At 41.4% G+C, this 12,079-nt stretch carries 11 protein-coding genes; 7 read left to right on the top strand and 4 right to left on the bottom strand.

The annotated features are described in order from the left end of the window. Window positions 1-10 precede the first annotated feature (10 nt). Genes PBF_RS16230 through PBF_RS16215 form a run of 4 tightly spaced genes read left to right on the top strand, consistent with a single transcriptional unit; the run spans window position 11 to window position 4,517 of the window. A complete protein-coding gene (locus PBF_RS16230) occupies window positions 11-1,330 on the top strand; it encodes an aspartate aminotransferase family protein (protein ID WP_035331003.1) in 1,320 nt (439 codons plus the stop codon). Between the two features lie 13 nt (window positions 1,331-1,343). After that, entirely contained in the window at window positions 1,344-2,354 is a 1,011-nt protein-coding gene (locus tag PBF_RS16225) for an ABC transporter ATP-binding protein (RefSeq protein WP_035331001.1), read from the top strand. Further along, the gene (locus tag PBF_RS16220; protein ID WP_035331000.1) at window positions 2,329-3,315 is read left to right on the top strand and encodes an ABC transporter ATP-binding protein; all 987 of its coding nucleotides are present in this window, start codon (window positions 2,329-2,331) and stop codon (window positions 3,313-3,315) included. The genes PBF_RS16225 and PBF_RS16220 overlap by 26 nt, the downstream gene beginning before the upstream one ends. Window positions 3,316-3,332: 17 nt before the next feature. Then, window positions 3,333-4,517 carry a M24 family metallopeptidase gene (locus tag PBF_RS16215; RefSeq protein ID WP_035330998.1) on the top strand — a complete coding sequence of 395 codons (1,185 nt, stop codon included), beginning with the start codon at window positions 3,333-3,335 and terminating at the stop codon, window positions 4,515-4,517. A gap of 587 nt (window positions 4,518-5,104) precedes the next feature. Here PBF_RS16215 and PBF_RS16210 read toward each other — a convergent pair. Genes PBF_RS16210 through PBF_RS16195 form a run of 4 tightly spaced genes read right to left on the bottom strand, consistent with a single transcriptional unit; the run spans window position 5,105 to window position 8,783 of the window. Then, on the bottom strand, window positions 5,105-5,992 hold the full coding sequence (locus PBF_RS16210) for a hypothetical protein (RefSeq protein WP_035330997.1): 888 nt from the start codon (window positions 5,990-5,992) through the stop codon (window positions 5,105-5,107). A 12-nt stretch (window positions 5,993-6,004) separates the two neighbouring features. Further along, window positions 6,005-7,057, bottom strand: a complete 1,053-nt coding sequence (locus PBF_RS16205) for a hypothetical protein (protein WP_152539691.1) — start codon at window positions 7,055-7,057, stop codon at window positions 6,005-6,007. A gap of 2 nt (window positions 7,058-7,059) precedes the next feature. Then, window positions 7,060-8,013: a hypothetical protein gene (locus tag PBF_RS16200; RefSeq protein WP_035330993.1), complete on the bottom strand. Its 954-nt coding sequence runs from the start codon at window positions 8,011-8,013 to the stop codon at window positions 7,060-7,062. Window positions 8,014-8,036: 23 nt separating this feature from the next. Next, on the bottom strand, window positions 8,037-8,783 hold the full coding sequence (locus tag PBF_RS16195) for a CBS domain-containing protein (RefSeq protein ID WP_035330992.1): 747 nt from the start codon (window positions 8,781-8,783) through the stop codon (window positions 8,037-8,039). Between the two features lie 699 nt (window positions 8,784-9,482). On the opposite strand from PBF_RS16195, the gene PBF_RS16190 reads away from it, so the two are divergent. Genes PBF_RS16190 through PBF_RS16180 form a run of 3 tightly spaced genes read left to right on the top strand, consistent with a single transcriptional unit; the run spans window position 9,483 to window position 12,063 of the window. After that, entirely contained in the window at window positions 9,483-10,166 is a 684-nt protein-coding gene (locus PBF_RS16190; RefSeq protein ID WP_235192280.1) for a GntR family transcriptional regulator, read from the top strand. A gap of 25 nt (window positions 10,167-10,191) precedes the next feature. Further along, entirely contained in the window at window positions 10,192-10,995 is an 804-nt protein-coding gene (locus PBF_RS16185; protein WP_051488911.1) for a fumarylacetoacetate hydrolase family protein, read from the top strand. A 24-nt stretch (window positions 10,996-11,019) separates the two neighbouring features. Further along, window positions 11,020-12,063 carry an Ldh family oxidoreductase gene (locus PBF_RS16180; RefSeq protein ID WP_035330990.1) on the top strand — a complete coding sequence of 348 codons (1,044 nt, stop codon included), beginning with the start codon at window positions 11,020-11,022 and terminating at the stop codon, window positions 12,061-12,063. Window positions 12,064-12,079: the final 16 nt, after the last annotated feature.

Raw genomic sequence — 12,079 nt, 5'->3', positions numbered from 1 at the left:
ATGTGACAGGATGGAACTAACTAGATCAGAAGAGTTATTTACAAGAGCGGTAAAATCAGTGCCTGGAGGGGTGCACTCGAATTCCCGTTTCCGCAATCCACACCCCATCTATTACCAAAAAGCAGAGGGGGCTTACCTGACTGATGTGGACGGCAATCGATATATTGATTGCATTATGGGGAACGGGGCTGTCATTCTTGGTCACAATGATCCGGATTTCAATGAACGGATGCAATTCTATAGTACTTCAGGAATCGTGACTGGTGTGGAGACGGAACTTAGTGTTAAAACGGCTGAAAAGTTTTTATCCATGGTTCCGACAGCTGAACAAATCCGTTATACCAATACAGGAACAGAAGCGGTTATGCATGCAATGGCTATGTCCAGAACGTATACACAAAAACCGGATATTGCCGTAATTGAAGGAGCATATAACGGCTGGCACGACGCTGTATTTGTCAGTACCTGGCCTGATCTGCAAAAGGCAGGTGACAAGTCAGAGCCAAAGTCACTTCCCGGTGCATCGGGGCTAATTGAGGATGTAGTAAAAAGCACCCTCGTCCTGCCATTTAATGACCTGGAAACGGCTGAACGCCTTCTGACAGAAAATAAACACCGGATTGCTGCATTAATTATTGAACCAACTATGATAGATATTGGTTATATCCCCGCCAAAAAAGATTACTTGCAAGGGCTAAGAAGGATCTGTGATCAATTAAATATTGTCCTGGTGTTTGATGAATTATTAACCGGGTTTAGAGATTCTCCTGGTGGAGCTCAAGGATATTACGGTGTGACACCTGATCTTTCTACATTCGGCAAGGCGATTAGCAATGGCTATATACTGGCCGCTTTGGCTGGAAAAGCGGCCATTTTCGAAACGGTCACCCCTGGGAAAGGAACATGTTCTTTTGTGGGGACTTATAATGGCCATCAGGTGTCATTAGCTGCTTCATTGGCCTTTATGGAAATCTATGAAGAAAAACAGGTTTTTCGTACATTGCAAAATAGAACGGAAAAACTGATCGCTGAATTCGCAAAATCAGCAGAAAAATATCAGGTGAAAGCTAGAATGCAAGGAAGAGGCGGGCATTTTCATTGGTACTTCACCGACCAGGAAATAACAGACTATCGCAGTGCTACACATAGTGAAAAGGAAAAATATGCAGCGTTTATTGCAGCATTTACACAGAAAGGTGTTTATTGTTCACCAAACTATCTGCTCCACCATGCCATATCAGTTGCACATACAGATGAGATTATTCAACAGTTAGTGGGGTATATGGATGCAAGCTTGCAGCAAACTGCTGGGGTTAAAGCAGGTTCATAAGGGGGAATGATTCGTGAATTCGAACATCCTGGAAGTCAAAAATTTAAAAACCACCTTCTCCTCTAGAAAGGCTTCTTTTAACGCAGTCGATGGCATCTCCTTTCATGTCGCGAAAGGAGAAACCCTCGGCATAGTTGGAGAATCAGGCTGCGGAAAAAGTGTAACTTCACTATCCATAATGGGCCTTGTTAAACCTCCTGGAAAAGTATCGGGAGATCAAATTGATTTTAACGGTGTCAACCTCCTGAATTTGCCCAAAAGAGAGATGAGAAATCTTCGCGGCAATAAAATCAGTATGATTTTTCAGGAACCCATGACTTCACTCAATCCTGTCTACAGTGTAGGAGAACAAATAGGAGAAACGTTAAAAATCCACAAAAAGCTTAAAGGTGAAGAGAGAAAAAGAAAAGTTGTTGATTTATTAAAACAGGTTGGGATCCCTCGGGCAGATGAAATTTATGATAATTACCCGCATCAATTATCAGGGGGAATGCGGCAAAGGGTTATGATTGCCATGGCAATGGCTTGTGACCCTCAGCTGATTATTGCGGATGAACCGACGACTGCTTTGGATGTTACAATTCAGGCCCAGATCCTTGAGCTCATGAAGGATCTGCAAAGCAAAAAAGGGATGTCCATGATTCTCATCACCCATGACCTTGGTGTGGTATCAGAAGTTTGTGACCGTTTGATTGTTATGTATGCCGGTAAAATTGTAGAGACAGGACCTGTAAAAGAGGTATTGAATAATCCATCCCATCCCTATACAAAAGGCTTATTGGCTTCATTGCCAAAAAAGGGCCATAAGGAAAAACGGTTACACTTTATTCCCGGTCAAGTCCCTGCACCAGCCAATTGGGGAAAAGGCTGCCGTTTTTCTGATCGCTGTCCTTATACAATGAGCCAATGCGAAACAAGTCTTCCTCCGCTTATGAAAGCCGGTGAAGCGCAAGAATCTGCCTGTTGGCTAATACCTGATGAAGAGGGGAGTACTCACAATGGCTTTATCGAAGCTACAAGATGACTATATTTTAGAAGTGCAAAATGTAAAAAAGTACTTCCCTATAAAAAAGGGGATATTTTCTAAACAGGTGGGCGCTGTGAAAGCAGTTGATAATGTTTCTTTTCAGTTGCGAAGAGGAGAGACCTTAGGGGTTGTAGGCGAAAGCGGCTGCGGCAAATCGACCATGGCAAGGCTGATTATCCAGTTATTGAAAGCAACGGAGGGCCGCATTAAGCTTGAAGGAAAAGATCTAACAGCCATTTCAAAGGAAGAACTTCGAGCAACCAGAAGAGATATTCAAATGGTTTTCCAGGATCCTTATGCATCCCTAAACCCAAGATGGACAGTTGAAAAAACGCTATTAGAACCAATGAAGGTATACAATATTGGCACCAAAAGCGAAAGAAAAGAGAAGGTAGCCGACTTGCTGAACAAAGTAGGCCTTGATCCAAGTTATGCTAAACGCCATCCCCATGAATTCAGCGGCGGACAGCGCCAGAGAATCGGAATTGCCAGAGCATTGGTTCTCAACCCAAAAGTGATTATTGCGGATGAACCCGTTTCAGCACTTGATATTTCCGTTCAGGCACAGGTCATTAATCTTATGCAGGATCTTCAGGAACAATATAATCTCACTTATATGTTCATTACCCATGATTTGTCGGTTTGTGAACATATATCCGATCGCGTGGCTGTGATGTATCTTGGAAAAATTGTGGAGCTGGCAAGTAAAGATCAGCTTTTCTCAAATCCTCTCCACCCTTACACGCTAGCGTTAATTTCTGCTGCACCAGAGGTGAATGCAGGCCATAAAAGAGAAAGAATCATTCTAAAAGGGGATGTTCCAAGCCCGGCCAATCCTCCATCTGGATGTGCTTTTCACACTAGATGCCCAAGCTGTATGGAAATATGCAAGGCAGAAACACCAGCGCTGACTGAAAAAGAACCAGGACAGTTTGTAGCCTGTCATCTATATCAATAAGGATAGAGGGAGTTTCTATGAGATTATCCATTTCAAAAAAAGAAATTAAGACCAGGCAGAAAAGGTTCTGGGAAAATCTGCAGCAGCAGGACCTGGACTGTGCAATCATTTTTAGCCCCATTGATATATTTTATTTAACCGGTTTCTTTTTTCACCCGACAGAGCGGCCGATCGCCTTTTTTGTGGACTCCAATCAGAAAACCCACTTATTTGTTCCATTTTTAGAAAAAGAACATGCTGAAGAATTTTCAGGTTCTATAAACTTTGTACATTCCTACCCTGAATATCCAGGAATCAGGCATCCGATGGAGTATTTTAAGGAAGATTTAATAGCTGCTGGGTTTCAGGGAAAACGTGTAGGAGCTGATAGCCTTGGATATGCTTCAGCATCAGGATATAGAGGACCGTCAATTGACCAATTACTGGAGGCTAAGGAGTATCAGTCAATAAAGGATATGGTTCCAGCGTTAAGGATGATTAAATCGGACGAAGAGATTGAATTGATTAAAGAGTCCTGCCGCTGGGGAAATCTTGCCCATCGTTTATTGCAAAAATACTCTAAGGCAGGAATAAGTGAGCTGGAGATTACAAGCAGAGCCAGTACAGAATCAACCTTGGCCATGATTGAAACCTTAGGTCCGGAGTACAAACCTCATGGGGAAACAGCCTTTGCCCTGTTTAGAGGGCAGGTCGGGGAGCTGTCAGCTTATCCTCATGCAGTTGCTCAAAATGTGACTTTAAAGAAAGGCGATACATTAGTCACTGCAGCTGCTGCGAGTATATGGGGCTATAAAAGCGAGTTAGAAAGAACAATGTTTGTTGAGGAGGCAAGCAGTGAACAAAAAACATACTTCCAGCATATGTACAATGCGCAGGAAGTGGCTTTTCAGCATATCAAACCTGGGAAGCCTTTATCATCAGTAGAAGTGGAGGTTCAAAGGTATTTTAAAGAAAATAATATTACCGAATTAACTAGACATCACACTGGCCACGCAATCGGCTTGTTATTTCATGAATCACCTTTTTTTGATTTAGGTGATCACACGATCATGGAGCCGGGTATGGTTTTTACAGTCGAGCCAGGCATATATGTAAACGGGGTAGGAGGTTTCCGCCACTCAGATACAATACTAGTAACAGAAGACGGAATGGAAATGTTGACATACTATCCAAGGGATTTGGAATCATTGATTTGCTCCTAGTGGCAAAATGCTACAACAGTAATCACTTTAATAACCAACCTGTCCTTAAGTGATGATGTAACAGCTATAGCTACAGAAGAAAAAGAAAAATTAAACTGGGAAAGTGGTCATAACTATCTCAACGGTGAAATGACGGATGAGTTAATAGTCTTGGAAGCGTTGCAAGGAACACAAACAATAGATGGAGTATCTGCTATCCTTAATTTAGGAGAAACATTTACTATTCAAGATGGGATTGTAACCTTAAGCTAAGGAAAGGCATCTACAAAGCCCCCAGCCATTGCGTGGGGTTTTACTATTAATTAAGGGAAGGTAATTATGGATATAATAAATGATTAGAAAACCATTTCAACCAAAAACACGGGGACGGACCACTTAAGCTAGTAGGCGGACAATGGAGGACAGGCTCATTTCCTATCAAGGTTTAGGGTAGGCCTGGGAGAATGAAACTGTCTTACTGTCCTCTATATATAAAAACTTGCTAACTTTTGAAGTGCAAAGGTGAAAATTAGAATAAAGTGATAGCCGCTGATTGATGTGACAAAGAAGCCAACCAAGTATGTATGATAGGTTGGCTTTTTACATTTTTACAAAACAATCAAAATTCCCGACTTATCATCATGCTGCTTCAAACGTGGAAAGTAAAAGCAAGCAGGATCAGATTCCTCATCTTTAATAATCCTTTTTTCCAGTTCAGTTAGGCCAGATTTAAAGGCAGACTGAGCGGTTGTCAGCCACGTTTCTTGTTTAGTGGAAGTACGTTCTGTATGAATCTTTAACCCATCTGAAAGCAGAAGGATTTTATTGACGGAAATTAACGGAATACGACCGTATTCAAAGAATTTCATAGCTTCATGATCACCATCAATAATCCCGTATCCATCAATTGTATTTAATTTATTGCGGTTTTCCTGAAGAATATGCTGAACATTTCCCCTTAATTCTTTCTGTTTTTCTTTAAGCTGCTCAGGAGAGAAGGAATCAATAGATTTTTCTTTAAGAACTTTCTCCCAAGTGTTTTGCATTAACTGAATGGCCACAGTATCAAGCCGGTCAATATGATCGTACGTAATCTGTCTAATAGAACCATCCTTAAATTCCAAAAAGAGCATGCAATCTCCGGCCGATACATAGTCTAGTGAATTTACCTTACCAACTTCATCCAGGTGGATCTGGATAGCAGCAAGCCCGCAGGAACTTCTTTTATATTTGGGGATTTGATCCAGGGACGTTCCTATATTCTTCTCTGCAGCTGCCAGAAGCTGTTTGTTTCCTTCTTTAACCTTCTCAATAAGGGGTATTGAAGTATTTTTTTCAAGATATTCTTTCACAATCCCTGAGGCAAGGGAGCCTGGCAGTCCGCCAAGCCCAGTTGCCCCATCAATCACCGCAAAGATGTTTTGATCCGTATCTACGACAATGGCATCCTCATTTATTTCTCTGTTTCCTTTTGTATAGACTGTGCTAATTTTCATGTATGAAACCACCTAATTAATAAAGTAATAAGCCGCCATTGAGCCTACAATTACCCCTAATGACAGCAGGCTGATGATGACTGTCCTCCATGGGTGCTGATTCTTTGTTTGAAAAAGGAGTCCAAATCCGACGAAGGCCAATACAAGAGCGCCCGACAAGATTAAAATTAACAAGGCACTCTCAAGGAAGTTTTTATCCCCAAGAATGTTGAAAGATCCGATGGTAAAGCTGATGATGGCTGTGAAGAACCCCAGCATCTGCAGGTTTTCAGATTTCAGTTTGGAAATGGACTGATCAATTTCATCCTTCGCTTCATCAAAGCTTTTTTCTGTTAAGGCAATTTTATCAGAAAACACCTGTGAAAACTCATTGGTTTGCACTCTGCTTAAGTGGTAAAGATAGTCATTGATCCGGATCGCATAGTCTTTTTTTGAGGATTCCTCCATGTCAATGGCCTTGCGGATGGCTTCTTTTGCTTCATTAAATTTTCCGAGTGCTGCTAAAATTCTTCCCCTGGTACAATGGAATTTTGCATAGCGCGGGGACAGATGGACTACCCGGTTAATATAGTTATAGGCTTCCTGTAGCTCTTCCTGGCTGACCATGAACCCATGTTCTTTTATATGTACAACGGCTTCTGCATAATTGTGGAGTACACCAACCTGATTTGGGAGCTTTTGTGTGGCCTCTCTTGCAAAGGCCACAGCCTGCTCGATGGCATCATTCGTTCCGATTTCCTTATACAAAAGAGACAGGATATGAGGGTACAAAGGAAAATCAATGAATTTTTCACCAAACCGCTCCACGATTTCCCTGAACTGGCTGATATTCTTCATTCTTCTTGCATAAATAGTCAAAATGACAAAGGATGCAAAGAGAATTTGATTGGCAGTTTGGGATGCTATTCTATTTTCCAGGTAAAGCATCAGCTGGCTGTATTCTGTTTCTTCAAGAGTCTCGGCTATTTTGGTCAGTGTTAATTCGAAGTCTCGTGTCGTATGTTCCGGAAGGTTATCCAGTTTTTCAATTATTGACTGCTCTGAGAGAGAAGTTGCTTCCATCATGATCACCCTTTACAGCACTGCTGAAAAGCAGTTTTTATTTCGTCTTGTGTAAAATAGTTCTCCAGGAGTGCCCAAACTCCGGCAGCAGATGTGGGAGAGTACTCCAAATAGATGAGATAGGGCATGATTTTATCCAGTTCAAAAGGAATGAACAGCAGGCCATCCTCTTCAATTTCATCTTTATCTGCGGCTGCTTTCGCTTTTTTAAGTACTTCATCTTTTGAAATAGGAAGCTCACCAGAAACGAGGAAATTCGGCTGCTTATCGATTGCCTGCATACAGAGGCCATCCAGCTTTAATTGGCTGCGATTTATATCGAGCCCAAGCTCTTCTTTTGTCTCACGGATAATGGTTAAAATCGGATCAGGCTTACGTGTTTCCATATGAAAATCAGTCCATTTTTCACCGCCGCCCATAGCTCCGGAAACGGAAGCCGACATGCAGTTACGGTAAGTGCTGACATTTGAACTCCTTTTAGTCAGCAGCAGGTATTTCTCCTGGCCATCGTGAATGATAAAGGTGCCGATTGCTGCCAATTCATTTGCAAGAAGAGGGGAAATGGGAAAGTGATCCTTCACTTTTTCTCTTATTGGTAGATACGTACCAACCATCATATTGGTTCCAAGAAACTGTGAAAAGTCACTCCATTGGGTTCTCATTTCTATATGATCATCTTCAATAGAAATGCTTGAGCAGCGAATATGATACTCCTCGTTAAAGGAGAGTCCGGAAGCCTTTTCTTCAATAAAGGGTTTGAAATATGAATCGGGCTGGTATCTGGTATCGCTATGAATATAGTTATACTGAAACTCCCCGTCGGATAGCCTAATAACAGGATACGCAAGACAGCCTACCGACAAGCAAACATCAGTTTGTTCGATGGTTAAAGCATCGATATGGTGTGGAATAATGTTATGGTTCCGATTATGTAATAACATGTTTTGAATGATAGACATAGTTCTCTCCGATTCTTAGTTAATTACATCTGGCTTGCTAATGCAAAGGTAGTATGGTCGATGCGAACCAAATCCCAGGAAGTGACGATTCCAATTGGCTTTTGTGTCCGGCTGCCATGCTCTGTGATTAGAATGGCTTCCAGTTTTTTATTGCATTCAAAGCTCTGTTCAAATGCATCTTCGAGGTCATAAATAGACGAGCCTCTGCTTAAAAATTTGACATTATGCTTCTTCTCCAATGGAAGGATGTCCTTTACCAGCACATCTTCAATGGAAATGGTTCCGCGTACTGCGTTGAGGGACAGCCATTTGGCAATACCGCCTTCAGTCAAAAGCCCTTGGAAGTGATTGTCTTCATAGATAGGAATCTGTGAAAATCCCTTTGTATCAATAATCTTCAGAATATCCATTAAGGAAGTCTCAGGTGAATGGGTAATCACCGGCTGTGAGGCAATGCTCAAAGCAAGCGGCGGCTTCATCAGCGTTTCACTGATTCTCTCAATCTCCTCAATGACCTCATCATGAGGCTCTGCTATATAAAAATCTTTCTGAATCCGTTCATGAACAATGGCATTCCGCAGCTTCCCGAACAAGCGCAACAAATCATAATGCGTTCTTACCACATTATGCAGATTCCTGGCTGTATATAAAACTTCTCCATAAGGCGCGTGTTCCCGCGGATCCTTCACCAGCTTTTTAAGCTGGACATGAATCCGGTTAAACGCTGCTTCAAAACGGGCAATTTTCTCTGACTGGGTCATCGTTTTCATTGTGTAGCTCCTTTATCATATATACCTTTTCTTAACCTAGGTTGTTTATACTATATTATATAGAAACATGGGGACGGTTCTACTGTTTTTCTTAAAAAGGTTCCTGACCCCGGATACGGTGAAGTGTTAAAGTGAGAGGTGGGAATTCACAGGTGACACGGTGACGGTTCTACTGTTTACCTGATTAACAGCTATAAAACAAGCTATCAGATATTATGCACCCGTATATCAGGCTGTTTTTATGAGATGATCCTCGATAGTATAACTAATCTGGATTAATCATCTGTAGGCAGTATTATTTTGCCAATCCGTGATTAGAAATATCAATTAATATATCTTAATAGGCTTTCGGTATGCTTTTGTAATATTATTTTCAATCAAACGTTTGATTGAAAATGGGAGCGGAAGTTATGATGACCATGTTTATTTTAAGAAGCTCTTAGCATTTTTGACTGGTCGGATGCAGGTGTATTGTTAAGCATTTAGACTACTGAAGTTACTGTATTTACTAGGATCAAAACCTAGCAGTCTATTGTCGCTAGGTTTTTTTATTTGAAGCTTGTATGCAATTGAGGTGAAATGAATATTCTAAAAATTCTATGTTGACTGAATTCACTCTCGACTGTATCATATATTATATATCATATATGATATATGATTTTATACTTCATTAGATAAAAGGAGAACGGCGGATTGAGTATGTACCGAACAAAAAAAGAAATGATTTACCAAACTCTTAAAGAAGAGATCCTGAGCGGTCAATATGAATTTGGTGAAAAGCTGGTTATCAGCCGTCTCGCTGTAAGATTCCAAAGCAGTGAAATCCCGGTGAGGGAAGCGATCAGTCAATTAGATTCTGAAAAGCTGATTGAATTTAAGCCCCATGTGGGAGCTGTTGTAAGTACATTATCTTCTAAGGATATTCAGGAGATTTTTGAATTGCGGGTAGAATTGGAAGGGCTTTCAACGAGATTTGCTGTAGAAGGAATGACTGAAAGCCTCTTGGCTGAACTGAGGGAGATTTTAGATGAGTCCATTGAAGCTTTCAATGAAAAGGATTACGCCCATTTTGAAACATTGAATGTAAAGTTTCATAAAAAAATCTATTCAGCCTGCAATAATCAGCTGCTCATTCGGACCATTGATGAGCTTTGGGCAAATACAAAACGGTATCCTTCGCTTTTTAAGGGCAATGACGAGCATATTCAAGCTTCCATCGAAGAACATGAAGAGATCTACCAGGCTTTATTGAAAAAAGACAGCATGCTGGCAGAAAGCTATATGATTAAGCACAAAACACGTGCAGGACGAGAAATTCTCAGACTGAACCAGCGGAAATTTTACGACAAGGTGAACAGCCTTATTCCAAATCAAAGCTCTTAAATTAAAAAACAAGGAGGAAGAAACATTGAAATATGTACGCTTTTCTAAAAACAATCGGAATTTATTTGGAGTTTTAGAGGGAGAAACGATCACACAATTGGATGGGGATTTTTTGTCAGGTACAGCTAAATCAACGGGTGATACTTTTCATCTGGAGGAAGTAACGCTTTTGGCTCCAGTAGATCCTCGGCAGGTTGTGGCGATCGGTTTAAACTATGCTCTTCATGCTGAAGAGAGCGGCAAGCCGATTCCGGATGAACCGATGATGTTTATGGTATCCCCAACATCGGTTGTTGCAGATGGAGATGAAATTATTTTGCCAAACCTTGAGCATCGCATCGATTATGAAGCTGAGCTGGCCATCGTGATCGGCAAGCAGGCGAAGAATGTTCAAATAGAAGAGGCTTTGGATTATGTGTTTGGCTATACGGCCTGCAATGACGTTTCGGATCGCAACCTTCAGAAAAAGGATGGGCAATTTACCAGAGCCAAGTCATTTGCCACTTTTAAGCCGCTAGGACCTGTTATTGAAACAGATCTGAACCCTAATAATGTTGAAATCAAACTGACAGTGAATGGAGAAGTTAGGCAGCATTCCAATACAGATGATTTAATTCATGATATCGAATCCCTGATTGTGAAGGTGACCGAAGTAATGACCTTAAATCCTGGAGACATCATTATTACGGGTACTCCATCAGGAGTGGGACCGTTAAAGCCAGGGGATGATGTTGTTCTTGAAATAGAAGGAATTGGCCAATTAAGAAATAAAGTTGTGGATGGCACAAAGGGGACAAATAGACCGGCAGAAGAGACACAGTCAGCATAAGGAATCTTTTAAAGGGGGATTGAAATGAATATCAATATTGATAAAATCCGGCAATTTTCCAACCGATTGCTGATGCAGGTCGATGTGCCTCAGGATGAAGCAGAAATTATAACGGAAGTTTTGCTGGAAGCGGATTTGCGAGAAATACATAGTCACGGCTTTTTAAGGCTTCCGATTTATGTGGAGCGGATTCAAAAAGGGTTGATTACAAACAAGGTTAATTTAAACGCAGAGCAAGAGAATCCAGTATTGGCCCTGTTGGATGGGAATTATGGAGCCGGCCAGGTAGTGGCCCATAAAGCAATGGAAATATCCATTGAGAAAGCGGAAGAATCGGGCATTGGTTTAGTTGCCGTAAAAAACAGCAACCATTTCGGGATTACAGCTTACTATTCGCTGATGGCTGCCAAGCAAGACAAAATTGGTATAGTTATCAGCAATGTGGCCCCTTTAATGCCTGCAATTGGGGGAGCTGAAAAGGTGATCGGGAACAATCCGATATCCATTGCAGCGCCAGCAGGTGAAGGAGATCCCATTGTATTGGACATGGCTCTGAGCAACACGGCATTTGGAAAGATTCTCTTTGCGAAGGAGAAGAATCAGCCAATTCCTGAAGGCTGGGGTGTAGATGCTAAAGGTGTGCCTACCACCAATCCAGATGATGTCATTAATGGAGGATTCCTCTCACCGGTAGGAGGTCCAAAAGGCTTTGGGCTGGCACTTATGGCTGAAATCCTGACTGGTGTTTTATCCGGAGGTCATTTTTCTAAAATGATTCCTTCCATGTATGATGTGAAGCAAAAACAATCCATCTCTCATTTTATGCTGACAATCGATATTAAACAGCTTATTCCTCTAGAAATCTACTACAGCAGTGTCAAACAGCTTGTTTCCTATATCAGAGATTCCAAGAAAGCGGAAGGTACCGACCGCATTTACCTTCCTGGTGAAATAGAGTTTTTAAAAGAGAAGCGGAATAAAGAATCAGGTGTTCCGATGGAAGAGAAAACGTTCAGCAGCTTGAATGAATTAGCCAGAACACTTGGTGTTGACGAGTTAACGGTTTAATTTAATAAAAATTTTA

Origin of the sequence: Cytobacillus firmus DS1 (assembly GCF_000565285.1) — a bacterium.
Classification (GTDB): domain Bacteria; phylum Bacillota; class Bacilli; order Bacillales; family Cytobacillaceae; genus Cytobacillus; species Cytobacillus firmus_A.
The sequence above is the reverse complement of the archived record's forward strand: the minus strand, read 5'-3'. Positions and strand labels throughout refer to the sequence as shown.

Excerpts from the sequence above, each read along its gene's own strand:
- PBF_RS16220 (WP_035331000.1), top strand. The coding sequence starts at position 2,329 with ATGGCTTTATCGAAGCTACAAGATGACTATATTTTAGAAGTGCAAAAT.
- PBF_RS16190 (WP_235192280.1), top strand. The coding sequence starts at position 9,483 with ATGTACCGAACAAAAAAAGAAATGATTTACCAAACTCTTAAAGAAGAG.
- PBF_RS16215 (WP_035330998.1), top strand. The coding sequence starts at position 3,333 with ATGAGATTATCCATTTCAAAAAAAGAAATTAAGACCAGGCAGAAAAGG.
- PBF_RS16230 (WP_035331003.1), top strand. The coding sequence starts at position 11 with ATGGAACTAACTAGATCAGAAGAGTTATTTACAAGAGCGGTAAAATCA.
- PBF_RS16200 (WP_035330993.1), bottom strand. The coding sequence starts at position 8,013 with ATGTCTATCATTCAAAACATGTTATTACATAATCGGAACCATAACATT.
- PBF_RS16195 (WP_035330992.1), bottom strand. The coding sequence starts at position 8,783 with ATGAAAACGATGACCCAGTCAGAGAAAATTGCCCGTTTTGAAGCAGCG.
- PBF_RS16180 (WP_035330990.1), top strand. The coding sequence starts at position 11,020 with ATGAATATCAATATTGATAAAATCCGGCAATTTTCCAACCGATTGCTG.
- PBF_RS16205 (WP_152539691.1), bottom strand. The coding sequence starts at position 7,057 with ATGATGGAAGCAACTTCTCTCTCAGAGCAGTCAATAATTGAAAAACTG.
- PBF_RS16210 (WP_035330997.1), bottom strand. The coding sequence starts at position 5,992 with ATGAAAATTAGCACAGTCTATACAAAAGGAAACAGAGAAATAAATGAG.